The organism is Streptomyces sp. NPDC032472, from assembly GCF_040636955.1.
GTDB lineage: Bacteria > Actinomycetota > Actinomycetes > Streptomycetales > Streptomycetaceae > Streptomyces.
Genome location: NZ_JBEZVK010000085.1, coordinates 1 through 24,542 on the forward strand (window position 1 = coordinate 1; position 24,542 = coordinate 24,542).

General features: G+C 73.4%; 20 protein-coding genes. 5 read left to right on the top strand and 15 right to left on the bottom strand.

Features of this window, described 5'->3' with window-relative positions; all coding sequences use genetic code 11:
- Nucleotides 1–173: 173 nt before the first annotated feature.
- The 3 genes from AB0F11_RS33170 to AB0F11_RS33180 are packed head-to-tail and all read right to left on the bottom strand — an operon-like array spanning nucleotide 174 to nucleotide 3,039.
- Nucleotides 174–1,358, bottom strand: a complete 1,185-nt coding sequence (locus AB0F11_RS33170) for a dipeptidase (protein WP_362181946.1) — start codon at nucleotides 1,356–1,358, stop codon at nucleotides 174–176.
- Nucleotides 1,359–1,369: 11 nt separating this feature from the next.
- Entirely contained in the window at nucleotides 1,370–1,903 is a 534-nt protein-coding gene (purE, locus tag AB0F11_RS33175) for a 5-(carboxyamino)imidazole ribonucleotide mutase (protein WP_362181900.1), read from the bottom strand.
- Complete coding sequence (locus AB0F11_RS33180; RefSeq protein ID WP_362181903.1) at nucleotides 1,900–3,039, bottom strand: 5-(carboxyamino)imidazole ribonucleotide synthase; 1,140 nt, start codon at nucleotides 3,037–3,039, stop codon at nucleotides 1,900–1,902. Before AB0F11_RS33180 ends, purE begins: the two co-directional genes overlap by 4 nt.
- Nucleotides 3,040–3,255: 216 nt before the next feature.
- Between AB0F11_RS33180 and AB0F11_RS33185 the strand changes: the two genes are divergently transcribed.
- A complete protein-coding gene (locus tag AB0F11_RS33185) occupies nucleotides 3,256–3,744 on the top strand; it encodes a GtrA family protein (protein WP_362181906.1) in 489 nt (162 codons plus the stop codon).
- A gap of 38 nt (nucleotides 3,745–3,782) precedes the next feature.
- Here the strand turns inward: AB0F11_RS33185 and AB0F11_RS33190 are convergent, their stop codons facing one another.
- Both AB0F11_RS33190 and AB0F11_RS33195 read right to left on the bottom strand, forming a co-directional pair.
- The gene (locus AB0F11_RS33190) at nucleotides 3,783–5,048 is read right to left on the bottom strand and encodes an ATP-binding protein (protein WP_362181909.1); all 1,266 of its coding nucleotides are present in this window, start codon (nucleotides 5,046–5,048) and stop codon (nucleotides 3,783–3,785) included.
- Nucleotides 5,049–5,063: 15 nt separating this feature from the next.
- On the bottom strand, nucleotides 5,064–5,741 hold the full coding sequence (locus AB0F11_RS33195; RefSeq protein WP_099891841.1) for a response regulator transcription factor: 678 nt from the start codon (nucleotides 5,739–5,741) through the stop codon (nucleotides 5,064–5,066).
- A gap of 488 nt (nucleotides 5,742–6,229) precedes the next feature.
- Here AB0F11_RS33195 and AB0F11_RS33200 point away from each other — a divergent pair, with 488 nt between their 5' ends.
- Nucleotides 6,230–7,756, top strand: coding sequence for an oligopeptide:H+ symporter (locus AB0F11_RS33200; protein WP_362181912.1), 1,527 nt, complete (start codon nucleotides 6,230–6,232; stop codon nucleotides 7,754–7,756).
- Nucleotides 7,757–8,028: 272 nt separating this feature from the next.
- Here the strand turns inward: AB0F11_RS33200 and AB0F11_RS33205 are convergent, their stop codons facing one another.
- The 8 genes from AB0F11_RS33205 to hutU all read right to left on the bottom strand — a co-directional run bounded on the left by AB0F11_RS33205 (nucleotide 8,029) and on the right by hutU (nucleotide 18,069).
- Nucleotides 8,029–9,360, bottom strand: coding sequence for a hypothetical protein (locus AB0F11_RS33205; RefSeq protein ID WP_362181915.1), 1,332 nt, complete (start codon nucleotides 9,358–9,360; stop codon nucleotides 8,029–8,031).
- The gene (locus AB0F11_RS33210) at nucleotides 9,357–10,388 is read right to left on the bottom strand and encodes a hypothetical protein (RefSeq protein ID WP_362181918.1); all 1,032 of its coding nucleotides are present in this window, start codon (nucleotides 10,386–10,388) and stop codon (nucleotides 9,357–9,359) included. The genes AB0F11_RS33205 and AB0F11_RS33210 overlap by 4 nt, the downstream gene beginning before the upstream one ends.
- Nucleotides 10,385–11,458, bottom strand: a complete 1,074-nt coding sequence (locus AB0F11_RS33215; RefSeq protein ID WP_362181921.1) for a hypothetical protein — start codon at nucleotides 11,456–11,458, stop codon at nucleotides 10,385–10,387. The genes AB0F11_RS33210 and AB0F11_RS33215 overlap by 4 nt, the downstream gene beginning before the upstream one ends.
- Before the next feature lie 14 nt (nucleotides 11,459–11,472).
- Nucleotides 11,473–12,141 (bottom strand): LPXTG cell wall anchor domain-containing protein, encoded by a 669-nt coding sequence (locus AB0F11_RS33220; protein ID WP_362181924.1) that lies wholly within the window; start codon nucleotides 12,139–12,141, stop codon nucleotides 11,473–11,475.
- A gap of 147 nt (nucleotides 12,142–12,288) precedes the next feature.
- Complete coding sequence (hutI, locus tag AB0F11_RS33225) at nucleotides 12,289–13,467, bottom strand: imidazolonepropionase (RefSeq protein WP_362181927.1); 1,179 nt, start codon at nucleotides 13,465–13,467, stop codon at nucleotides 12,289–12,291.
- A gap of 242 nt (nucleotides 13,468–13,709) precedes the next feature.
- Nucleotides 13,710–15,047 (bottom strand): formimidoylglutamate deiminase, encoded by a 1,338-nt coding sequence (locus AB0F11_RS33230; protein WP_362181930.1) that lies wholly within the window; start codon nucleotides 15,045–15,047, stop codon nucleotides 13,710–13,712.
- Complete coding sequence (locus AB0F11_RS33235) at nucleotides 15,038–16,228, bottom strand: allantoate amidohydrolase (RefSeq protein WP_362181949.1); 1,191 nt, start codon at nucleotides 16,226–16,228, stop codon at nucleotides 15,038–15,040. Before AB0F11_RS33235 ends, AB0F11_RS33230 begins: the two co-directional genes overlap by 10 nt.
- 176 nt (nucleotides 16,229–16,404) lie before the next feature.
- Complete coding sequence (hutU, locus tag AB0F11_RS33240) at nucleotides 16,405–18,069, bottom strand: urocanate hydratase (protein ID WP_362181933.1); 1,665 nt, start codon at nucleotides 18,067–18,069, stop codon at nucleotides 16,405–16,407.
- A 105-nt stretch (nucleotides 18,070–18,174) separates the two neighbouring features.
- On the opposite strand from hutU, the gene AB0F11_RS33245 reads away from it, so the two are divergent.
- Entirely contained in the window at nucleotides 18,175–19,557 is a 1,383-nt protein-coding gene (locus tag AB0F11_RS33245; RefSeq protein WP_362181936.1) for a diaminopimelate decarboxylase, read from the top strand.
- Nucleotides 19,558–19,830: 273 nt separating this feature from the next.
- Here the strand turns inward: AB0F11_RS33245 and AB0F11_RS33250 are convergent, their stop codons facing one another.
- Nucleotides 19,831–20,676, bottom strand: a complete 846-nt coding sequence (locus AB0F11_RS33250; RefSeq protein ID WP_362181939.1) for a MurR/RpiR family transcriptional regulator — start codon at nucleotides 20,674–20,676, stop codon at nucleotides 19,831–19,833.
- A gap of 160 nt (nucleotides 20,677–20,836) precedes the next feature.
- Between AB0F11_RS33250 and AB0F11_RS33255 the strand changes: the two genes are divergently transcribed.
- A complete protein-coding gene (locus AB0F11_RS33255) occupies nucleotides 20,837–21,223 on the top strand; it encodes a hypothetical protein (RefSeq protein WP_362181941.1) in 387 nt (128 codons plus the stop codon).
- A gap of 322 nt (nucleotides 21,224–21,545) precedes the next feature.
- Here the strand turns inward: AB0F11_RS33255 and AB0F11_RS33260 are convergent, their stop codons facing one another.
- On the bottom strand, nucleotides 21,546–22,931 hold the full coding sequence (locus tag AB0F11_RS33260; RefSeq protein WP_362181952.1) for a cystathionine beta-synthase: 1,386 nt from the start codon (nucleotides 22,929–22,931) through the stop codon (nucleotides 21,546–21,548).
- Between the two features lie 125 nt (nucleotides 22,932–23,056).
- On the opposite strand from AB0F11_RS33260, the gene AB0F11_RS33265 reads away from it, so the two are divergent.
- Nucleotides 23,057–24,085 (top strand): SGNH/GDSL hydrolase family protein, encoded by a 1,029-nt coding sequence (locus AB0F11_RS33265; protein WP_362181944.1) that lies wholly within the window; start codon nucleotides 23,057–23,059, stop codon nucleotides 24,083–24,085.
- Nucleotides 24,086–24,542: the final 457 nt, after the last annotated feature.

Here is a 24,542-nt window from a genome sequence, read left to right on the forward strand (position 1 = left end):
GCCCCCCCCTCCTCCGCCCCCCCCCCCGCTTCCCATCGGGGGGGCCCCCCCCCCCCCCCCCGCCGGCGCGCCCCCCCCGGGGTCTGGGGCGGCGCCCCAAGGAACCCGGCTCCGCCGGGCACCGGGCTCCGCCCGGACCCGCGCCTCACGCCGGCGGGGCTGGAATCGGCGGGTCAGGTGGTGGGGGGCAGGGTGGCGTTGGAGGGGCGGCGGGTTGTGGCGCGGGCCACGGATTCCGCGTCGCGGAGGGCTCGGACCGCGTTCGACCAGGTCAGCTTCGCCAGGTCGGCACGGGACCAACCCCGGGCCAGCAGCTCCGCGATCAGGTTCGGGTAGCCGGCGACGTCGTCGAGCCCGGCCGGGGTGAAGGCGGTGCCGTCGAAGTCGCCGCCGATGCCGATGTGGTCGACGCCGGCGACCTCCCGCATGTGGTCGAGGTGGTCGGCGACCGTGGCGGCGGTGGCCACCGGCCGGGGCCGCTCGGCCTCGAAGGCCCGGTGCAGGGCCATCGCCTCGGGCGTGGTGTCCAGGTGGTGGAAGCCGTGGGCCCGCAGGTTCTCGTCGGCGGCGAGGGTCCATTCGACCGCGGCCGGGAGGATGAACTTCGGGACGAACGTGGCCATGGCCACCCCGCCGTTGCCCGGCAGCTGCGCGAGGACGTCGTCGGGGATGTTGCGCGGGTGATCGCAGACCGCCCTGGCCGAGGAGTGGGAGAAGATCACCGGGGCGGAGGAGACGGCCAGGGCGTCCCGCATCGTGGTCGGTGCCACGTGCGAGAGGTCCACCAGCATGCCCAGGCGGTTCATCTCGCGCACGACCTCGCGCCCGAAGTCCGTCAGGCCGCCGTGACGGGCCTCGTCGGTCGCCGAGTCGGCCCAGTCGATGGTGTCGTTGTGGGTGAGCGTCATGTACCGCACGCCCAGCCGGTGCAGGGCCCGCAGCGTGGCGAGGGAGTTGTTGATGGAGTGGCCGCCCTCGGCGCCCATGAGCGAGGCGATCCGCCCGTCCGCGCGGGCGGCCTCCATGTCGTCGGCCGTCAGGGCCCGTACCAGGTCGGCCGGGTAGCGGTCGATCAGCTGGTCGACGGCGTCGATCTGCTCCAGGGTGGCGCTGACCGCCTGGTCGCCCGTGTAGTCGGAGCGGACGTACACCGACCAGAACTGGGCGCCGACACCCCCGGCGCGCAGCCGGGGGATGTCGGTGTGCAGGTGGCCGGACTGGTCGCCGGCGAGGTCGCGCCGGTCGAGGTCGTAGCGGACCTGCTGGCGCAGGGCCCAGGGCAGGTCGTTGTGGCCGTCGACGACCGGGTGCTCGGCGAGCAGGGCCCGGGCCTCGGCGAGCCGGTCCGCGGCGCTCACGTCCGCGGCGCTCACTTGCCGAACCCGAAGGACTCCGCGCCGGCGACCTTGGCCCGCAGCCGCTTGCCCTTCTCGGTGGCCTGCTCGTTGAGCTCCTGCTGGAAGTCGCGCATGCGGCCGAGCAGCTCGGGGTCGTGGGCGGCCAGCATGCGTACGGCCAGCAGCCCGGCGTTGCGCGCTCCGGCCACTGAAACGGTGGCGACGGGAACCCCGGCGGGCATCTGGACGATCGACAGCAGGGAGTCCATGCCATCGAGGTACTTCAGCGGCACGGGCACGCCGATGACGGGCAGCGGGGTGACGGAGGCGAGCATGCCGGGCAGGTGGGCCGCGCCGCCCGCGCCGGCGATGATCGCCTTCAGGCCGCGGTCGGCGGCCTGCTCTCCGTACGCGACCATCTCGCGCGGCATGCGGTGTGCGGAGACGACGTCGACCTCGTACGGGATCTCGAACTCGTCGAGGGCCTGGGCGGCGGCCTCCATGACCGGCCAGTCCGAGTCGGAGCCCATGACGATGCCGATGACGGGGGTGCTCGAGGTGCTCATGCGGTGATCGTTCCTCTGAGGTAGCCGGCTGCGTGGCGTGCGCGCTCCAGCACATCGTCCAGGTCGTCGCCGTAGGTGTTGACGTGGCCGACCTTGCGGCCGTGTTTCACGTCCTTGCCGTACATGTGGATCTTCACCTGCGGGTCGTGCGCCATGCAGTGCAGGTACCCCGCGTACATGTCGGGGTAGTCCCCGCCGAGCACGTTCGCCATGACGGTCCAGCGGGCCCGGGGGCGCGGGTCGCCCAGGGGGAGGTCCAGGACCGCGCGGACGTGGTTGGCGAACTGGGAGGTGACGGCGCCGTCCTGGGTCCAGTGGCCGCTGTTGTGCGGGCGCATGGCCAGTTCGTTGACGAGGATGCGGCCGTCGGTGGTCTCGAACAGCTCCACGGCCAGGTGGCCGGTCACGCCGAGTTCCTTGGCGATCCGCAGGGCCAGGGACTGGGCCTCGCCCGCGAGCTCCTCGGAGAGGTTCGGGGCGGGCGCGATCACGGTGTCGCAGACGCCGTCGACCTGGATGGACTCCACCACCGGGTAGGCGACGGCCTGGCCGTGCGGGGAGCGGACGATGTTCGCCGCAAGTTCGCGGACGTAGTCGACCTTCTCCTCCGCGAGGACCGGGACGCCCGCCTTGAAGGGGGCCTCCGCGTCCTCCGCGGACCGCACGAACCACACGCCCTTGCCGTCGTAGCCGCCGCGGACGGTCTTGAGGATGACGGGGAAGCCGCCCACCTCGGCGGCGAAGGCCGCCGCGTCCGCCGGATCGGCGACGATCCGGTGGCGGGGGCTGGGCGCGCCGATCTCGTCGAGCCTGGCGCGCATCACCCCCTTGTCCTGCGCGTGCACCAAAGCGTCGGGCCCCGGACGGACGGGGATGCCGTCCGATTCCAGGGCCCTGAGGTGTTCGGTGGGTACGTGCTCGTGGTCGAAGGTGATCACGTCGCAGCCGCGTGCGAAGGCGCGCAGCGTCTCCAGGTCGCGATAGTCGCCGATGACGACGTCGCTCACGACCTGGGCCGCCGAGTCCTGCGGAGTGTCACTGAGGATCTTGAACTTGATGCCGAGGGGGATGCCCGCCTCGTGGGTCATGCGGGCGAGCTGACCGCCGCCGACCATGCCGACTACCGGGAACGTCACCCCTCCAGAGTATCCGGCGGTATTCCGCCATCCGGACGTGACCCTGGCGGCGACTCGTCGCAACCTCCCTGTGTGCTGTGCGTCGCACGGTGTGTAAACGCACAGACGGGTCGGGGGCCGACATCTAGCATGGGTGGGGTCGGCGTGGAGACGCAGATGCGAGGGCGCCCTCCCGGAGGGCGGCGACGTACAGGGACGAACGGACTGATCCAGCACATGACCATGCCGCAGCAGGTTTCCGTCCTCGCCGAACGCGTACGCGGCCTGGCCCGCGAGATCGCGAAGTTCGGGGCCGTCGGGGGCTTGGGCGTGCTCGTCAACCTGGGCGTCTTCAACCTCATCCGCCACGTGACGGACCTCCAGGTGGTCCGGGCGAGCGTGATGGCCACCGTCGTGGCGATCATCACGAACTACATCGGCTTCCGGTACTTCACCTACCGGGACCGGGCGCGCAGCGGCAGCTCGCGCGAGCTGCCGCTGTTCGTGGCGTTCAGCCTGATCGGGCTCGTGATCGAGAACGGCGTGCTGTACGCGGCCACGTACGGGCTGGGCTGGGACGGCCGGCTCGCCACCAACGTGTTCAAGTTCATCGGCATCGGCACGGCGACCGTGTTCCGCTTCTGGTCGTACCGGACGTGGGTCTTCAAGGCCCTGCCGGCGGCTGCGCCCGCACCCGCTCTGGAGCCCGAGCCCGCGGGCAAGTAGCCGCCGGGCTCAGCGGCTCAGGGCTCAGGGCCCAGGGCTCAGCGGACGGTCTCCTCCGGTTCGGGGCGCTCCGGCTTGGTCCGGCTCAGGAACAGCGCGAAGACCGGCGGCTGCGCCTGCAGCAGCTCCAGGCGGCCCCCGTCGGCCTCGGCGAGGTCCCGGGCGACGGCCAGGCCGATCCCGGTGGAGTTGCGGCCGCTGATCGCCCGCTCGAAGATCCGGTTGCCGAGGTCCGGCGGTACGCCCGGTCCCTCGTCCGTGACCTCCAGCACCGCCTGGTTGCCGATCACCCGGGTGCGCAGGGCGACGGTGCCGCCGCCGTGCATGAGGGCGTTCTCCACGAGGGTCGCCAGGACCTGCGAGACCGCGCCGGGCGTGCCGAAGGCCCGCATGCCGGTCTTCCCGGAGCGCACGATGGCCCGGCCGGCGCTGCGGTAGGCCGGCCGCCACTCCTCCACCTGCTGCTTGACGACCTCGTCCAGGTCGAAGGGGACCGCGGAGCCGGTCCGCGGGTCCCGCGAGTTGGTCAGGAGCCGCTCGACCACGTCGGTGAGCCGCTCCACCTGGCTCAGGGCGATGCTCGCCTCCTCGCGTACGGTCCCCAGGTCGTCGGTGACGGCGATCTCCTCCAGCCGCATCGACAGGGCCGTGAGGGGGGTGCGCAGCTGGTGCGAGGCGTCGGCGGCCAGGCGCCGCTCGGCCGTGAGCATGCGGGCGATCCGCTCGGCGCTGGAGTCCAGCACGTCGGCGACCCGGTCCAGCTCGGGGACCCCGTAGCGGCGGTGGCGGGGCCGCGGGTCGCCCGAGCCGAGCCGCTCGGCGGTCTCGGCGAGGTCGGTGAGCGGGGAGGCCAGTTTGTTGGCCTGGCGTACGGCGAGCAGTACGGCCGCCACGACGGCGAGCAGCGCCACCGCGCCGACCACGGCGAGGGTCCGCCCGACCTCCCGGGTCACCGTGGAGCGGGACTCCTCGACGACGACGAGCTCGCCCTGCTCGCCCTTGGCGGTGCCCCGGATCACGCTGTCGGGGATCTTCTCCCCGACCTCCACGGGCGGCTGCCCGGGGATGGTGATCCGGGCGAACCGGCCGATGTCGAGCTGCTCGGCGAGTGCCTCGGAGTCGACCGGTTTGTGCTCCAGGACGTTGGACTCGACGATGCCGACCAGGCGCAGCGCCTCGGACTCGATGCGGTCCTGGGCGCTGCTGGTGATGGTCCGGGTCTCCACGATGACGAGGGAGACGCCGAACACGGCGATGACGACGAGCACCACGGCGAGCGTGGAGTTGATCAGGCGGCGGCGCATGGCGGGAGTTGCTGCTCAGCTCTTCTCGAAGCGGAAGCCGACGCCGCGGACGGTGGCGATGTAGCGGGGGTTGGCGGCGTCGTCGCCCAGCTTCTTGCGGAGCCAGGAGATGTGCATGTCTAGGGTCTTGGTGGAGGACCACCAGGTGGTGTCCCAGACCTCGCGCATCAGCTGGTCGCGGGTGACGACGCGGCCGGCGTCGCGGACCAGGACCCGCAGCAGGTCGAACTCCTTGGCGGTGAGCTGGAGCTCCTCCTCGCCCATCCAGGCGCGGTGCGACTCGACGTCGATCCGCACGCCGTGGGTGGCGGGGGCCTGGGTGGCCTCGTTGGCGCCGCGCCGCAGCAGGGCGCGGACGCGGGCCAGCAGTTCGGCGAGGCGGAAGGGCTTGGTCACGTAGTCGTCGGCGCCGGCGTCGAGGCCGACCACGGTGTCGACCTCGTCCGCGCGGGCGGTGAGCACGAGGATGGGGAAGCCGTGGCCCTCGGCGCGCAGCCGGCGGGCGACCTCGAGGCCGTCCATGCCCGGCAGGCCCAGATCCAGGACGACGAGGTCGACGCCGCCCTGCAGTCCCGCGTCCAGGGCGGTCGGGCCGTCCTCCCGTACCTCGACCTCGTACCCCTCCCTGCGCAGTGCGCGGGCCAGTGGTTCCGAGATGGATGCGTCGTCCTCGGCGAGCAGTACACGCGTCATGTGGGTGATGGTAGTCCGCGGCGGCGATGCGCAGGGGCATGCTGGCGCACCCCTGCCTATCTGGTCTTATGCCCGAAGGGTGCCTTCGAAAGTGTCGAAACGGTTCCCGGATCGCCTGTGATCCATCTCTCAAGTCCTTTCATATGCTCCACGGTCGTGTCGTATGGTGGCGAGACGCCTGATGCACTACCTCCGAGACCTTCTGGCCGAAATCCGAGCCGAAGGTCTCAATTCTGTCCGGATCGATCTAGGGGTCTTGACGACTTCCCCGATCGACCTCGGTGACAGTGAATGACCTGTGGGCCGGGCCCCGCTCGCGAAGACGCGTGCCGGGGCGTGGATCCCGGTGACGGACCTCCCTTGACCCGCACGCGTGCGGGTGAGACCCCAGGGCGTGGGGTGGGAGCCCCGTCGCCGGTGCCGGCCACCCCCCACCGGGCGCTGATCAGCTCACGAAGCGGAGCGTCACGACCAAGCAAGGAACGACCATGGCTTCCAGCCTGACGAAGGACTCGGCGGCTCAGTCCGCCGAGAAGACCTTCTTCGGCCACCCCCGTGGCCTGGCCACTCTGTTCATGACCGAGATGTGGGAGCGCTTCAGCTTCTACGGCATGAAGGCACTTCTCCTCGTCTACCTGCTGTCAGGCGGCCCGGACGCCAAGGCCGGCAGCCAAAGCGGCGGCATCGCGATGGACGAGGGCACGGCGATCACCGTGTTCTCCATCTACGTCTCCATGGTCTACCTGCTCGCCATGCCGGGCGGGTGGCTGGGCGACCGCGTCTGGGGTCCCCGCAAGACGGTGACGATCGCGGCCCTGACGATCATGTCCGGCCACATCGTCCTGGCCCTCCCGGGCGGCGCGACGTTCTTCATCGGTCTGGCCCTGGTCGCGATCGGCTCCGGTCTGCTGAAGGCCAACATCTCGACGATGGTCGGCCAGCTGTACAAGGACGCGGACGACCCGCGCCGTGACGGCGGCTTCACGATCTTCTACATGGGCATCAACGCCGGTGCCTTCTTCGCGCCGCTGATCATCGGCACCGTCGGCCAGGAGGTCAACTGGCACCTCGGCTTCGCCATGGCCGCCGTCGGCATGGGCATCGGCCTGACCGCCTTCCTGCTGGGCACCAAGAACCTGAACCCGGTCAGCTCGGTCGTCCCCAAGCCGCTGTCGGCCGAGGAGCGTGCCTCCTGGATCCGCAAGATCGCCATCACGGTTGCGGTTGTCGCCCTCTTCTACACCGCCGTCGGCATGGCCGGCATGTTCACGAAGGCGTGGGCGACGATCCCGCTGACCGTGATCGGCCTGATCGTCCCGGCCGGCGTGCTGATCCGCATCAAGCGGGACAAGGACCTGACCCGGTCCGAGCAGTCGAAGATGAGCGGCTACATCTGGTTCTTCGTCGCTGCCGCCGTCTTCTGGATGATCTATGACCAGGGCGCCTCGACGGTCCAGTCCTTCGGTGAGACCAAGGCCTCCGGTTCGCTGCTCGGTTTCGAGTTCCCCTCATCCTGGTACCAGTCTCTGAACCCGGTCTTCATCATGGCGCTGGCCCCGGTCTTCGCCTGGATCTGGGTGTGGTTGAACCGCAAGGGCAAGGAGCCGTCGACGGTCGGCAAGTTCGCCGCCGGCCTGTTCTTCATCGGCGTCTCGTTCTTCTTCTTCCTGGCACCGGTCACCATGGCTACGGACGGCAAGCTGGTCAGCCCGATGTGGCTGGTCGGGATCTACCTGATCCAGACGGTCGGCGAGCTGTGCATCTCCCCCGTCGGCCTGTCGGTCACCACGAAGATGGCGCCGGCGAAGTACGCCTCGCAGATGATGGGCGTCTGGTTCCTGGCGGTCACCGCCGGTGACTCCATCACCAGCCTCCTGTCCGACCCGGCCGTGTTCGGTGTGGACCTGAACGGCACGGGCGCCGTCGCGATCGAGGCGCTCCTCGCATGCCTGGCAGCCCTCGCGGTCTTCATGTACCGCAAGAAGGTCAAGGAACAAATGGGAGAGGTTCACTGACCCACCCCGCCCGAACGGAACGGCCCGACACACCAGAAAGGTGCGTCGGGCCGTTCCGCTTCAAGGACCGGCGAGGAGAGGAACGCCTTCGAAGTGGAGGCACCGAACACCCCTCCCCCGAAAGGTCGACCCAATCCGCCCCGAGTTCACCGGGGCAGAATTTCAGTTCACCGGCCGTCGCTCAGGCGCCGCGGGTCTCGGAAGAGAACCCGAGCAGGAGCCTGTGGCCTGCCCGATCAGGGCGGCCACAGGCCCTACCGAGTTGGCCGGCGTCAGCGGGGGCTGCCGCCCCGCAGGCGGCGCCAGGGGGTGAAGGTGAAGACCGCGGCGCCGAGGAGGATCACCGTGCCCGCGACGAGGGCGAGGGCCGTGATGCCGCCCTCGTCCGCGGCGCCCGTCTCGGCGAGGCCGCCCGCGGCGGAGCCGGCCGAGCCGCCGCCGGTGGTGGGCGAGCCGGAGCCGCCCGGCTGGGCGGTGGTGTCCAGCTCCAGGGAGACGCCGCTGCTGACCGCCTTGCACGGCACGTTGATCGGCGTGGATCCCGGGGCCATGGTGACGTCGATCGTCAGCTGGTCCGGGCTCAGCGTCACCTTGCCGGTCTTGCCCGGGGTGTAGGTCCCGGTCATGTCGCTCAGGCTGACCGGGGCCTTGTCCGGGATGGGCTCGGCGTTGGCCGGGCCGGTGACCTTGACCGTGCCGCTGTCGGCGCCGCCGAGCTTGATGTTCATCGAGGGCTTCAGGGCGCCGGCCGGCAGGGCCATGGGGCTGGCCATCGCGCCCTTGGCGGTCTTGACGGTCAGCTCGTAGGCGCCGCCGTTCTTCTTGGCGTTGATCGTCACCGGGGTCTTGATCCCGTTCGGGACCACCGCCCCGCAGTCGAAGGAGACCTCGACGGGCTTGCCGGGGAAGTCGGTCTGGCCGCCGGTGCCGCCCGTGCCTCCGGTGCCTCCGGTGGTCGAGCCGGTGGTCGAGCCGCCGGTGGTGCTGCCGCCGCCGGTCGTCGAGCCGCCCGTGGTGGTGCCGCCTCCGGTCGTCGAGCCGCCGGTCGTCGAGCCGCCCGTGGTGCCGCCGCCCTCGGTGACCTTGATCGTCGCGGCCACGCCGGGCGCCTCCTTGGGCGAGCAGTGCGTGATGAACCCGCTGAAGTCCACGTCGTACTTGCCGGGGGTGATCGTCACGTCCCCCGCCTTGGTCAGCTTGACCTTCCCCTTCATGTCGGACATGACCATGGGGGCCTTCTTCGGGATGGGCGGGTTCTTCCGCTCCCCCTCCAGCTTGACCTCCGAGCCGAGCGCGCCGCCGAGCTTCACCCAGCCGGTCGGCTTGACGGTGTCCTTGCCCAGGTCCATCAGGTCGGTGTTGTTCGAGGCGGGTTTGACGGTCTTCCAGACCACCTCCACCTCGTCGCCGACCTTGGCGGTGGCGGGCGCGGTGATCGACACCGTGGTCGTGCCCTGTACGGGGCCGCCGCCGCCCGCCGGCGGAATGCACTCCACCTTGTAGGAGACCTCGGCCGCCTGGGCGGGGCCCGCCCCCAGCAGGATGCCCGCGCTGCCGAGCAGCAGCGCGGCCGCGGCCGCACTCACCCTCCGTTGGGTCTTCACGAATGTCCCTTCGTCGTCGGACTGCTCTCAGACGGTGCGGACGCCTGGGGCGATGTGAACCACGGCAGGACCGCCGTGGTGGTCTGCGAGGGCCCGGCCGGGCCTTCGTCCTCCTCCGCCGGGCCCCGGTGGCGACCCCCGGCCGGGGCGGCCCGCGGCCGGACCCGGTCGACGACGGCCATGCCGACCCGGAACAGCCCGGCGGGGACCACCAGCAGGAGCAGGCCCCAGAAGACGAGCACCCCGTACGGGCGGTCCACGCCCCAGGGCTGGGTGGCCACGACCGTGTCGCCGTACTTGAGGGAGACCGTGTAGTCCCCGTGGGCGCCGGGTGTGAGGCCGACGCCGAGCCGGACCTCCGCCTTGCCGCCGGGCGGGATGGTGCCCTTCCACCGGACCTCGTCCCACAGCGGGGCGAACACGCCGTGTGCGGTGCCGAGCTGGAAGACGGGGTCCTTCACCGGGGCGGTGCCGAGGTTGCCGACGGTGACGGTGAAGGTGCGGTGGGCCGGGGCGCCGAACCAGGTCAGGATGCCGTCCCCGCCGGTCAGGCGGGCCCCGCTGAGCATGGCCAGGCGCGGCGCGCCGGACTCGGCGGGCAGCTCGGCCACCGGATGGTCGGTGATCTTCAGCGGGGTGGCGACGGTGGACTGGTCGCCGTTGACGGAGGTGGCGTTCACGATGCACGGGCAGGGTTTGGGCGGGGCCACCACGGCGAGCCGGCCCGAGAAGTGCCCGTCGTCGCCGACCGAGACGGCGGCGCCGTCGGCGTTGGCGCAGCTGTTGGTGCCGCCGATCATGTTCTGGCCGCAGATCAGCAGCATGACGAGGGTCTTGGGGCGCCAGCCGGTGCCGGTGACGGTGAGCTCGGTGCCCTTCGCGGCCTCCTGGAGCGAGAGGGCCACGGCGGGCTTGCCCTCGTCGGCGGCGGCCGGGGCCGCAGCCGGGCCGGCGCCCGCTGCCGGGCCCAGCGCGAGGGCGCACACCGCCAGCCCGGCCGCGACGAGGGCCCTGAGCTTGCCGATCACGTGGATGCTCCCGTCAGCTCGTGGTCGGGTGCGCGGTCGTCCGCGGCCGCGGGCGACGCCGGCGGTACGGGGGCGGCCGGGGCCCCGTCCGGCGGCGGGCCGGGCCGCTGCCGCCGACTGCGTACGAGCCTCCGCGCGGCCGCGGCGAGCCCGCCGAGGGCGAGCAGGACGGCGCCGGCGACGGCGGCGGCCCACCGGGGCAGGAGCCAGGCGGAGGCGGTGGCGGTGGCCGGGGCGGCGCCCGGCGCGGTGGCGGTGAGGGTCAGGTCGACCCTGCCGAGGGCGGGCGCGCCCGGCCATGGCTCGGTCAGCCGGACCCGCTGGCCGGGCAGCAGCTCCACCGGCAGGGGGTGGGCGGCGCGGCCGGGGACCCGGCCGAAGAGGCCCTCGGCGCCCAGGGCAAGCCCGGGGGCCAGGGCCACGTTGCCGCGGTTGACCAGGGTGTACGCGATCTCGGTGCGGGCGCCCGTACCGCGTACGGAGACGTCCTCGACGGTCAGCGCGGCCAGCGTCGGGCCCCCGACGCGCAGGTCGACCCGTACGCCCACCTCGCGGCCGGCCTCGGCGGCGACCACGGCGGCTGGGTGGTCCCCGGGCGCGGCCCCGGGCGGGACGGTGACCGTGAACGGGACGACCGCGCGGCTGCGCGGCGGGACGCGGACGGTGGTGGCGGCGCCGAAACTGATCCAGGAGCCGGCGCCGGTGGAGCCCGCGGCGGGGTGCACGGCGAGGGCCCCGCCGGGCGTGTTGTAGGCGTCGGCGCCGCGCAGGGTGACGGTGCGCTCCCGGTCGGAGGGGTTGGCCAGGGCCAGCCGGTCCTCCAGGACGGTCCCGGCGGGGCCGGCGAGGTAGAAGGACGGGCGGGCGGCGGCTGCGGCGGTGCCCGCGGCGGGCTCGGCGGTCCAGGCGGGCCCGTCGTCGGCGGCGGCGCGGGGCGCGGCGGCGAGCAAGAGCAGCAGGGCCGGCAGCGCGAGCACGGTGAGCAGCGTGAGCAGCGTGAGCGGGGCGGGCCGACGGGCGTCGGCGGTGGCGCGTGCGGGGCGGGCGGGGCGGGGGTGGAGCGCGGGCATGGCCGGGGCTCCGTTCAGGTGCGGGCCTGGCGGCTGCGCCGGGACAGCCAGAGCACGCCGGCGGCGCCGGTCAGCAGCACGGTGCCGCCGAGGGTGCCGAGCGCGAGGGCGGAGTCGGCGGGGCCGGTCTGCGGGAGGGTATCGCCGCCCGCGGGGCTCCCGGCGGGGGCGGCGGCCGTGACGTCCAGTTCCAGGGAGGGCTTGGGGTTGTTGCCCGGGGTGCAGGTGGTGGTGGTCCCCATGGCCTTGATGGTGAGGACGCCCGCGGTGAAGGTGACCTTGCCGCTCTTCTTCGGGGTGTAGGTGCCCGACAGGTCGCTGATCTTGATGGGGGTGTTGGCGGGGGCGGCCTCGGCGTTGGGCGGGCCCGACACGGGGACCGTGGTCTTCTCCGCGCCGTCCACCGCGATGACGGCGCTGGGGTTCATCGCGCCCTTGCCGAGCTCGATGGGGCTGGAGGAGACGCCCTTCTGGAAGGACATCGTCAGCTTGTAGCCGTCGCCTTCCTCGACGGACTTGATGTCGATCGGCGAGACCGCCGACTTGTCGCCGATGGGCGTCTTGCAGTCGTAGGCGACGTCGACGACATCGGCACGGGCCGCGGGGGCGGCGAGCAGCAGCGCCGGTCCGGCCAGCGCAGAGGCCGCCAGCACGAGCGCGGTGGAGCGTTTCCGGTTGGACACCTTCGTCTTCCCCTCGGGGCCACAAGTTACTGACGACACATCAGATCGGTGGCTCAAGGTACGCCCGGGGCCCTGCAAGGGGAAGACAAAGGCGTGCGCGGGATCGGGGGCGGGAATTCCGGGCCCCCGGGCCCCGGTTGCCGGGGCTCAGGCGGCGCGTACGCCCCGCTGCCAGACCGCCGACACCAGCGGTACGCCCGGCCGGTAGGCCAGGTGCACGTGGCTGGGGGCGTCCAGCAGGGCCAGGTCGGCGCGGGCGCCGACGGTGAGCACGCCGATGTCGCCGCGGCGCAGCGCGCGGGCGCCGCCGGCGGTGGCCGACCAGAGGGCCTCGTCGGGCGTCATACCCATGTCCCGGACCGCGAGGGCGATGCAGAACGGCATGGAGCTGGTGTACGAGGAACCCGGGTTGCAGTCGGTGGACAGCGCGACGGTCACCCCTGCGTCCAGCAGGCGGCGCGCGTCGGGCCACTGGGCGCGGGTGGAGAACTCGGCGCCCGGCAGGAGCGTGGCGACGGTGGTGCCGGCGGCCTGGGCGAGGGCGTCGACGTCGGCGTCGGTGAGGTGGGTGCAGTGGTCGGCGGAGGCCGCGCCGAGCTCCACGGCGAGCTGCACGCCGGGGCCGTGGGACAGCTGGTTGGCGTGGACGCGCGGGATCAGGCCGGCGGCGGCGCCGGCGGTGAGGATGGCGCGGGCCTGGTCGCCGTCGAAGGCGCCCTTCTCGCAGAAGACGTCCACCCAGCGGGCGTACGGGGCGCAGGCGGTCAGCATCTCGCCGGTGACGAGGTCGACGTAGCCGGCCGGGTCCGCGGCGTAGTCCGGGGAGACGATGTGCGCGCCGAGGTAGGTGACCTCCTCGGTGTGCGCGGAGGCGATGCGCAGGGCGCGGGCCTCGTCGGCGACGGTGAGGCCGTAGCCCGACTTGGTCTCGAAGGTGGTGGTGCCCTGGCGGCGGGCCTCGTCGAGGTGGCGGACCAGGTTGGCCTCCAGTTCGGCGTCGGAGGCGGCGCGGGTGGCGGCGACGGTGGTGCGGATGCCGCCGGCGGAGTAGCTGCGGCCGGACATGCGGGCGTTGAACTCGGCGGTGCGGTCGCCGGCGAAGACGAGGTGGGAGTGGGAGTCGACGAAGCCGGGGATCACGGCGCGGCCCTGCGCGTCGAAGGCGGTGTCTGCCGCCGGGGCCTCTGCGGCTGCGCCGACCCAGGCGACCGTGTCGCCGTCGAGGACGACGGCGGCGTCCTTGATCAGCCCGAGGGGGCTGCCGTCGCCCTGGGCGGGGTCGTTGGTGACGAGGCTGCCGATGTTCGTGATGAGGGTGGTGGTCATGGGTTCCTCTCGGGGTCTCTCCCCCACCCCGCCCCTTCCCGAAACCGTGGCCTGCGGCCCCGGCCCCTGCCCGCCTCAAACGCCGGCGAGGCTGGATGGTGCCGCGCAGCGGCACAATCCAGCCCGCGCGGCGTTTGAGCGCACCGGGCGCGAAGCGCGCGGAACGGGGGCCGGGGCGGAGCCCGCCACGCGGCGGAGCCGCACATCCGGCACAGCGGGAAGGGGTGGGGTGGGGGACTGGGTCAGGGGCGGAGGGCCGCTATGGCTTCGGCGAGGGCTGACGGGACGTCGGCGACCAGGGTGTGGTGGCCGTCGCGGACCACGTGGCGGCCGCCGACCACCGTATGCCGGACATCGGCCGCCGAGGCGGCGAAGACGGCCGTCTCGGCACCGAGCCGCGGCGGCGGCCCGGCGGTCCGGACCGAGTCCAGGGCCACCGTGGTGAAGTCCGCCAGGGCACCAGGCTCCAGGCGGCCCGCGTCCGGGCGCCCCAGGGCCGCATGCCCGTCGGCGGTGGCCGCGGCCAGCAGGGCGTTGGCCGTCCAGTGCCCCCGCGTCCGGCTGCGCAGGCGCTCGTTGAGCTCCATGGCCCGCGCCTCCTCCAGCAGGTCGATCACGGCATGGCTGTCGCTGCCCAGCGACAGCGGGCTGCCCGCCTGCTGGAGCCGCCCGGCCGGCCCGATGCCGTCCGCGAGGTCCCGCTCGGTGGTCGGGCACATGCACGTACCGGTGGCCGAGCCTCCGAGCAGGGCGATGTCCCCGTCGGTCAGGTGCGTGTTGTGGACCCCGGTGGTCCGCGCCCCGAGCACGCCGTGCTCGGCGAGCAGCTCGGTCGGGGTGCAGCCGTGCGCGGCCCGGCAGGCGTCGTTCTCGGCGGTCTGCTCGGACAGGTGGACGTGCAGCGGGGCGTGCCGCTGCGCGGCCCAGTCGGCCACGGCGGCCAGCTGGCCCGCCGGCACGGCCCGCACGGAGTGGATCGCAGCGCCGATCAGCGCGTGCTCGCGGGGCTTCAGGGCCGAGACCCGCTCGGCCCAGGCCTCGGCGGTGCCGTCGGAGAAGCGCCGCTGGTGCTCGTTCGGCGCCTCGCCGAAGCCGGAGGACAGGTAGGCGGTGTCGAGGAGGGTGATGCGGATGCCGGCGGCCGCCGCGGCCTCGATCAGCGCCTCGCCCATGGCGTTGGGGTCGGCGTACGGGGTGCCGCCGGGCGCGTGGTGGACGTAGTGGAACTCGCCGACGTTGGTGATGCCGGCCAGCGCCATCTCCGCGTACACGGCCCGCGCGAGCGCGAAGTAGCTGTCGGGCGTGAGGTTCTGCGCGACGCCGTACATGACCTCGCGCCAGGTCCAGAAGGTGCCCGAGCCGACCTGGACCTCACTGCGCAGCGCCCGGTGGAAGGCGTGCGAGTGGGCGTTGGCCAGGCCCGGCAGGGTCAGGCCGCGCAGCACCTCGGCGCCGGGCGGCGGGGCGTCGACACCGGTGCGCAGGGCGGCGATCCGCCCGTCGCCGGAGATCTCCACCGCCACGCCCGGCTCGACGGCGCTGCCGAGCCAGGCGTGCTCCAGCCAGTACGTCAGCGGCATGCCAGGCCCTCCAGGACGTCGGCGAGGGCGAGGACGCCGGCGACGCAGTCGTCCTCGGGGGCGAACTCCCGCGGGGAGTGCGAGATGCCCGTGGGGTTGCGTACGAACAGCATCGCGGTCGGGACGGCGGCGGAAAGGATTCCGGCGTCGTGTCCGGCTCCGGTGCCGAGGACGGGGACGGCCCCGCCCAGGAGCCGGTTGATCTCGTCGCGCAGGGCGTGCTCGAACTCCACGACCGGGGTGAAGGACTCCCGGACGACGGAGAGGTCGATGCCGTCCTTGTCGGCGCGCTCGCGGGCGGCCTTCTCGATGGCGGTGACCACGGTGTCCAGGGTGGCCTGGTCGGCGGCGCGGGAGTCGAGCCAGCCCCGTACGAGGGAGGGGATGGCGTTGACCCCGTTCGGCTCGACCGCGATCTTGCCGAAGGTGGCGACGGCGCCGGCGAGGGCCGCCTCCGTACGGGCGGCGAGGACCGTCTCCGCGTACGTGAGCATGGGGTCGCGGCGGTCGACGAGGCGGGTGGTGCCTGCGTGGTTGGCCTCGCCGCGGAAGTCGAACCGCCAGCGGCCGTGCGGCCAGATGGCGGAGGCGATGCCGACCGCGTCACCGGACAGGTCCAGGGCGCGGCCCTGTTCGACGTGCAGCTCGACGAAGGCGCCGATGCGGGCGAGGCGTTCGGGGTCGGGCCCGATCGCCTCGGGGTCGTACCCGGCGGCCTCCATGGCCTCGGGCAGGCTCGTACCGTCGGCGTCGCGCAGCTCGTACGCCTTCTGCCGGGTCAGCTGCCCGGCGCTGAGGCGGGAGCCGACGCAGGCGAGGCCGAAGCGGGCCCCTTCCTCGTCGCCGAAGTTGGTGATGGCGAGCGGCCGGGTGAACTCGGCGCCGCGGGCGCGCAGCTCGTCCAGGGCGGCGAAGGAGGACACCACGCCGAGGGGGCCGTCGAAGGCGCCGCCGTCGGGCACGGAGTCCAGGTGGGAGCCGGTGACGACGGCGTCCCCGGCGAGCGGGTCGCCCAGCCAGGCCCACTGGTTGCCGTTGCGGTCGCTCTCGTACGTGAGGCCGCGCCGCTCGGCTTCGGCCCGGAACCAGGACCGGCACTCCCGGTCGGCCTCGGTCCACGCGAACCGGCGGTACCCGCCGCTGTCCGCGTGGCGGCCGATGGGGGCGAGCTCGGCCCACATGCTGTGGAAGGAGGAGGCGTGACCCTGCCCCTGCCCCGCACGTGCGCCGTTCGCCGGGGCCCCGCCCCGGACGCCGGCGCCGGGGGACGTGCCCCCGGCGCCGGCGGGGTCGGCGGGGCGGGCGCCCGGGGCGGAGCCCCGGGGCGCCTCGCCCGCGCCGGTGTCGCTGGACGGTGTCACGCCGGGTCACCTTCGCGCATCGGGACGCGGACGCCGCGCTCGGCGGCCACCGACTCGGCGATGTCGTAGCCCGCGTCGACGTGGCGGATGACGCCCATGCCGGGGTCGTTGGTCAGGACGCGGCGGATCTTCTCGCCGGCGAGCTTGGTGCCGTCGGCGACGGTGACCTGGCCGGCGTGGATGGAGCGGCCCATGCCGACGCCGCCGCCGTGGTGGATGGAGACCCAGGAGGCGCCGGAGGCCACGTTGACCATGGCGTTGAGCAGCGGCCAGTCGGCGATGGCGTCGGAGCCGTCGAGCATGGCCTCGGTCTCGCGGTACGGGGAGGCGACGGAGCCGCAGTCGAGGTGGTCGCGGCCGATGGCCAGCGGGGCGGCCAGCTCGCCGCTCGCGACCATGTCGTTGAAGCGCTCGCCGGCCTTGTCGCGCTCGCCGTAGCCGAGCCAGCAGATACGGGCGGGCAGGCCCTGGAAGTGGACGCGCTCGCCGGCCATCTTGATCCAGCGGGCCAGGGACTCGTTCTCCGGGAAGAGGTCGAGCATCGCCTTGTCGGTCTTGGCGATGTCGGCCGCGTCGCCGGACAGGGCCGCCCAGCGGAAGGGGCCCTTGCCCTCGCAGAACAGCGGGCGGATGTAGGCCGGGACGAAGCCGGGGAAGGCGAACGCACGGTCGTAGCCGGCGAGCTGGGCCTCGCCGCGGATGGAGTTGCCGTAGTCGAAGACCTCGGCGCCGGCGTCCATGAAGCCGACCATGGCTTCGACGTGCTTGGCCATGGACTCGCGGGAGCGGGTGGTGAAGCCGGCCGGGTCCTTGGCCGCGTAGGAGGCCATGTCGTCGAAGTCGACGCCGATCGGCAGGTACGACAGCGGGTCGTGCGCCGAGGTCTGGTCGGTGACGATGTCGATCGGGGCGCCCTCGGCGAGCATCTGCGGGAGCAGCTCGGCGGCGTTGCCGAGGAGGCCGATGGACAGCGGCTTGCGCTGGTCGCGGGCCTCGGTGGCGAGCTGGAGGGCGTGCGCCAGGCTGTCGGCCTTGACGTCGAGGTAGCGGTGCTCGATGCGGCGCTCGATGGCACGGGGGTCACAGTCGATGCAGATCGCGACGCCGTCGTTCATGGTGACGGCCAGCGGCTGGGCGCCGCCCATGCCGCCGAGGCCGGCCGTGAGGGTGATGGTGCCGGCGAGGGTGCCGCCGAACTTCTTGGCGGCAACGGCGGCGAAGGTCTCGTACGTGCCCTGGAGGATGCCCTGGGTGCCGATGTAGATCCAGGAGCCGGCGGTCATCTGGCCGTACATGGTCAGGCCGAGGTGCTCCAGGCGGCGGAACTCCTCCCAGTTGGCCCAGTCGCCGACGAGGTTGGAGTTGGCGAGCAGGACGCGCGGGGCCCACTCGTGGGTCTGCATCACGCCCACCGGGCGGCCGGACTGGACGAGCATGGTCTCGTCCTGCTTGAGGGTCTGCAGGGTGCGGACCATCGCGTCGAAGGAGCGCCAGTCGCGGGCGGCCTTGCCGGTGCCGCCGTAGACGACGAGCTTGTCGGGGTGCTCGGCGACCTCGGGGTCGAGGTTGTTCTGGAGCATCCGCAGGGCGGCCTCCTGCTGCCATCCCAGGGTGCTGAGCTCGGTGCCTCGCGCGGCCCGTACGGGGCGGGGTCCTGACATGGCGCTGCCTCCAAACGCTGTGGGTAATTCCATTCACATCCTCGCCGCCTGAATAGATTCAGTCAACAGCTGCGGGCGGGCGCGCCGGATGATGGGATGGCAAACATGGCTGACAGCGCTGGCAGGGCTGACGGGACAGGGCACGGGCCGGAGGCGGCCGAGCGGCGGGACCTGGCCGTACGGGCCGCCGTCGAGCAGGGCCTGGTGGGCGGGTCGGACGCCGCGCCGCCGCTGGTCTGCCTGCTGGACACCGCCGGGATCCGGGACTCCGCGGCCGCGCTGACGGCGGCGTTCGCGGCCGCCGCGGCACCCGGCACGCCCGTCCTGCACGCCTTCGCGGTCAAGGCCGCGCCGCTGGTGCCGGTGCTGCGGCTGCTCTCGGACGCGGGGCTGGGCTGCGAGGTGGCCAGCCCCGGCGAGCTGGCGCTGGCGCGGGCCGCGGGGGTGCCGGCTGCGCGGACGGTCCTGGACTCCCCCGCCAAGACGGTGGCCGAACTGCGCGAGGCCCTCGCCCTCGGGATCGCCGTCAACGCGGACAACCGCCAGGAGCTGGAGCGGCTGGACGCCCTGGTGGCGGCGGGGCCGCCCGGCCCTCCCGCCTCCCCGATCGGCGTAAGGATCAACCCCCAGACGGGCGCGGGCGCCATCGACGCCCTGTCCACGGCCACGGCGACCTCGAAGTTCGGGATCGCGCTGCGGGATCAGGGGGCGCGGGAGTGGCTGGTACGGGCCTACCTGGACCGGCCGTGGCTGACGCGGCTGCACACCCACTCGGGCTCGCAGGGCGTGCCGCTGGCGCTGATCGCCGAGGGCGTGCGGGAGGTGCACGCCCTGGCCGAGGAGATCAACGCGGCGGCTGGCCGGCGGCAGGTCGACACGCTCGACATCGGCGGCGGCCTGCCGGTGAACTTCGCCTCGGACGAGCACACGCCGACGTACGCGGAGTACGTCGCCGCCCTCCGCGCGGCGGTCCCGGGACTGTTCGACGGCTCGTACGGCCTGGTGACGGAGTTCGGCCGCTCGCTGCTGGCGAAGCACGGCCTGGTGGTGTCCCGGGTGGAGTACACCAAGACGACCGGCGGCCGCCCGATCGCCCTCACCCACGCGGGCGTGCAGCTGGCCACCCGAACGGTCTACGCCCCGGCGGCGTGGCCGCTGCGGATCCTGCCGTACGACGCGAAGGGCGCCCCGAAGACGGGCCCGCCCGTCGCCCAGGACATCGCCGGGCCTGCGTGCTTCGCCGGGGACCTGCTGGCCACCGCCCGGGAGCTGCCGGAGCTGGCCCCGGGCGACCTGATCGCCGTCCCGGACACCGGGGCGTACTTCTTCACCGCCCACTACGGCTACAACAGCCTCCCCCGCCCCCCGATCCACGGCTTCACCACGACGGCCTCGGGCAAGGTCCACTTCACCCTGACCCGCCGCCCCCAGACCCTGTCCGAAATCGCCACAGAGGCCGGCGCCACCACCCCGGACCCCTTGCTGTGACCCGTCCGGCCCCAGCTGGCGCGGGCGCAATGCCCGGCCCCCGCCCCAGGCGCCGACAGAGCCGGCTGGGCTCCTGGGGCGCCGCCCCAATCCCCGCGCCTCAACCGCCGGCGGGGCTGGTCTTTGCCGGCCCTCGGCGTTGAGGAACAGGCCCGAACGGCCGCCGGCCCTCGAAGCCAGGGCCCGGCAAATCCAGCCCCGCCGGCGATTGAGGCGCCGGTCCGGGCAGAGCCCGGTGCCCGGCGGAGCCGGGTCGGCCCAGGCGGGCCGGTGTCACTCCACGAACAGCCCGCGGGCCGCGGCCCTGGCGTCGAAGGCCTCCAGGCGGGCCTGCGCGTCCGGCAGCGCATCGGCCATCGCCTCCAGCAGCACCCGCCCCAGCAGCATCGGCGCGCACGCCGTGTCGAAGGCCAGCCCGGTCCCGACCGGCGCCGGGATCAGCAGGTCCGAGTACCGCGCGACCGGCGCGAACGGCGACTCCGCGACCGTCACCACCCTCAGCCCCGCCCCCTTGGCGTGCTCCAGCGCCTCCGCCACCTCCCGCGGATGCCGCGGCAGCGCGAAGCACAGCAGCGCCGAGGCACCGGCCCCGGCGGCCGCGTCGATCCGGTCGGCGAGCATCGAGCCGCCCTCGTCGAGCAGCCGTACGTCCGGGTGCACCTTGGCGGCGAAGTACGCGAACCCGCGCGCCTGCGAGGACGCCGCCCGCAGGCCGAGCACGGGCAGCGGGCGCGACCCGGCGAGCAGCCGGCCCGCCTCCTCCACCGGCGCGGGGTCGGCGAGCATCTCGGCCAGCTGCCGCAGGTTCTCGATCTCGCCCTGGACGGCCTGCTGGTACTCGTTGTACGCCGCGGCCTCCCGCGGGGCCTCGGCCCGCTCGGCCGGCGCCACCTCGCGCAGGTGCCGGCGCAGCGCCGGGTACCCGTCGAAGCCCAGCGCCACCGCGAACCGCGTCACCGACGGCTGGCTCACCCCCGCCAGCTCGGCGAGCTCCACGCTCGACAGGAAGGGCACCTCCGTCGCCCCCCGCACCATGCAGTGGGCGATCCGCCGCTGGGTGGGCGTCAGCCGGTGCCCCTCGAACAGCTTCTGCAGCCGCGCTGCCGGGCTGTCGCTCATCCCGACCCCTCCGTCCCCGTACGTATTCAGACACCGAGCACTCTGCATGCGGTTATGCAGGACGGCAAGCGGCGGCCCGATCTTCGGGACGCGGGAGGCACGGGGAGACACGGGGGCTAGCCCCAGTGCCTCGCCGCCCGCCGCTTCCTACCGTGGCCGCATGGAGGCCCGTGAGCTGAAGAAGGAACTCGACGCGACCCTCGAAGCCCGGCGGGAGCTCGGGCCGGAGTACGAGGCGGCGCTCGTGGACTCGTTCGTCGACAAGGTGGACACCCAGGTGCGGCGCCGGCTGGCCGAGGAGCGCCTGGCCGCCGGTCGCGGGGGCCGCGGCGGCGCCCCGGCGTTCGATGCGGGCTTCGGCGAGCGGTTCGGGTTCGCGGTGGTCACGCTGGTGCTCGCGATCCCGCTCTCGGCGATCGGGGCCGCACAGGCGGGCCTGGAGGGCCTGGTGGTGGCCTGGGCCGGGATCCTCGGCGTGAACTTCGTCCAAGCGCGCAAGGGCCTACCCTTCCGGGACCGGTACGGGGCCCGGGACCGGGACCGGTAGCGGTAGCGGGAAGGGGTGGGACGCGGGGACCGCCGCACCCTCGGGTGCGCGAGGGGCGGGACGACGGCGGTCCCCGCGAGGGACACGGGCCGGGTCAGGGCCGTCCGCGTCCACGGGCGTTCACGCGGTCCGGGAGCCGCTCCGGAGGTACGCCAACGCCGTTCGGTGGTGCCGGCCGGGGCCCTCGCCCCTGCCGACAACCACCACTGTGCCCCAGGCGTGTTAAGCCGGTGCTGCCGCGACATGACGGCCCCGTACCGATTGCGCGAAGGGCCGGGAGCCGGCCGGCGCCCGTGCGCGGCTCCCGGCCCTTCGGGGCGGGCTACTTGGCGTTCTTCGCGAGGAACGCCAGCAGGTCCTGACGGCTCACCACACCGGTCGGCTTGCCCTCGACCAGGACGATCGCCGCGTCGGCCTCGCCGAGCGCGGCCATCAGGTCGGAGACCGGCTCGCCGGAGCCGACCTGCGGCAGCGGCGCGCTCATGTGCTTCTCCAGCGGGTCGCTCAGCGCGGCCCGCTGCGCGAACAGCGCCGCCAGCAGCTCCTTCTCCACCACGGAGCCGACGACCTCGGCGGCCATCACGTCCGGGTGGCCGGCGCCGGGCTTGACGACCGGCATCTGCGAGACGCCGTACTCGCGCAGCACCTCGATGGCCTCGCCGACGGTCTCCTCGGGGTGCATGTGCACCAGGGACGGCATGTCGCCCTCCTTGTCGGCGAGGACGTCGCCGATGCGCGCAGCGGGGCCCGCCTCCTCCAGGAAGCCGTGGCCGGCCATCCACTCGTCGGAGAAGATCTTGCTCATGTAGCCGCGGCCGCTGTCCGGGAGGAGCACGACGACCACGTCGTCCGGGCCGAGGCCCTCGGCGGCGCGCAGCGCGGCGACGACCGCCATGCCGCAGGAGCCGCCGACGAGGAGGCCCTCCTCCTTGGCCAGCCGGCGGGTCATCTGGAAGGAGTCCTTGTCGGACACCGCGATGATCTCGTCGGCCACGTTCTGGTCGTACGCGGTCGGCCAGAAGTCCTCGCCGACGCCCTCGACGAGGTACGGGCGGCCGGAGCCGCCGGAGTAGACCGAGCCCTCGGGGTCGGCGCCGATGACCTTGACCTTGCCGCCGGACACCTCCTTCAGGTAGTTGCCGGTGCCCGAGATGGTGCCGCCGGTGCCGACGCCGGCGACGAAGTGGGTGATCTTCCCCTCAGTCTGTTCCCACAGCTCGGGACCGGTCGTCTCGTAGTGCGAACGGGGGTTGTTGGGGTTGCTGTACTGGTCGGGCTTCCACGCGCCCGGCGTCTCGCGGACGAGGCGGTCGGACACGTTGTAGTACGAGTCGGGGTGCTCCGGGTCGACGGCGGTCGGGCAGACCACGACCTCGGCGCCGTAGGCACGGAGCACGTTGATCTTGTCGAGCGACACCTTGTCGGGGCACACGAAGATGCACTTGTAGCCCTTCTGCTGGGCCACGATGGCGAGTCCTACGCCCGTGTTGCCGCTGGTCGGCTCCACGATGGTGCCACCGGGCTTGAGGGCACCGCTCTGCTCGGCGGCCTCGATCATCCGGACGGCGATCCGGTCCTTCACGGAGCCGCCGGGGTTGAAGTACTCGACCTTGGCAAGGACGGTGGCCTGCAGGCCTTCGGTCACACGGTTGAGCTTCACCAGCGGGGTGTTGCCGACGAGGCTGATCATCGAGTCGTGGAATTGCACCATGTTCTCCAGGGACAGGACTCCACGGGTTCTCCGGGAGGCACCGCCAGAGTAAGCGGGAAAGGGATTGGCCGACGGGCAGTACGGGGCAGGAAGGTCAACAAGACCAGGAGGTGGCTTGCACGGTGTCCAGGGCAAGGACGGCCCGCCGGATCGCGGCGGGGGCGGCGTACGGCGGAGGCGGGCTCGGACTGGTCGGGGTCGCCGCCGTCGGTCTGGTGCTGGCCGAGGTCCAGTTCGCGAAGCGGACGGTCGGCACCGGGCTGGGGGACCCGCCGCGTGCGGACGGGCTGTACGGGAGTGAGTTCGGCGGGCCGGCGCCGAATCCGGGGCCGGGGCCGCTGCGGCTCGCCATGATGGGCGACTCCACGGCCGCGGGGCTCGGCGTGCGCCGGGCGAGACAGACTCCGGCCGCGCTGCTGGCCTCCGGGCTGGCGGCGGTGGCGGAGCGGCCGGTGGAGCTGCGGAACGTGGCGCTGTCCGGGGCCATGTCGGACGACCTCGACCGGCAGACCGGGCTGCTGCTGGACGGTACCGGGCCGCCCCCGGACGTCTGCGTGATCATGATCGGGGCCAACGACGTGACGCGGCGGATGCCGCCCACGCAGTCGGTGCGGCACCTGACCTCGGCGGTGCGGCGGCTCCGGCTGGCGGGGTGCGAGGTGGTGGTCGGGACCTGCCCGGACCTGGGCACCATCGAGCCGGTGTACCAGCCGTTGCGGTGGCTGGCGCGGCGGGTGTCGCGGCAGCTGGCCGCCGCCCAGACGATAGGGGTGGTCGCGCTGGGCGCGCGGACCATCTCGATGGGCGACCTGCTGGGGCCGGAGTTCGCGGCGAACCCGCGGGAGATGTTCGGGCCGGACTCGTACCACCCCTCGGCGGAGGGGTACGCGACGGCGGCCATGGCCATCCTGCCCACGGTGTGCGCCGCCCTCGCCCTGTGGCCGGAATCGGACCGGCTGGAGGTGTCCCGAGACGAGGACATGCTGCCCGTGGCCAAGGCCGCGTCGGCCGCCGCCGGGCAGGCCGGTACGGAGGTCTCCGCCGCCCGTGGGCCGTGGGCGCTGCTGAAGCACCGCCGCCGCCGGCGGGTCCCCACGGACCACCACCCGGCCCCGGACCCGCTCCCGGAATCCCGAGTCCCGGGCCCCTGACCCCGCCAAGCCGGAGGCCGCCCCCAGCCGCCTCCGGCTCGCCCCGGCCCCGCCACCATGCGGGCGCCAAGCCTCCGCGGCTGCCGAGGCGCACCCACCGTTTGCCGCGGGGGGCAAAACGAGCCCGCCTCCGGTTTCGTAGCGGGGGGTGCGCAACTTCAGCCTCGCCGACGTTTGAGGCGCGGGGTCTGGGGCGGAGCCCCTTGGGGCACCTCCCAGCGGTAGCTGGGGGAGGAACCCGGCTCCGCCGGGGACCAGTGCCTGGCCACAGCCCCGAGGGGTCGAAGCCGAGGGTCGCCCATCCCAGCCTCGCCGGCGTTTGAGGCGCGGGGGCTGGCGGCGGCGCCCCTGGGAAACCCGGCTCCGCCGGGCAGGGGGGGGGGGGGGGGCGGGGGGGGGGGCCCCCCCCCCCCCCCCCGGGGCGGGCTGCCGCGTCATGCTCGAAGCGTGGTGGTTT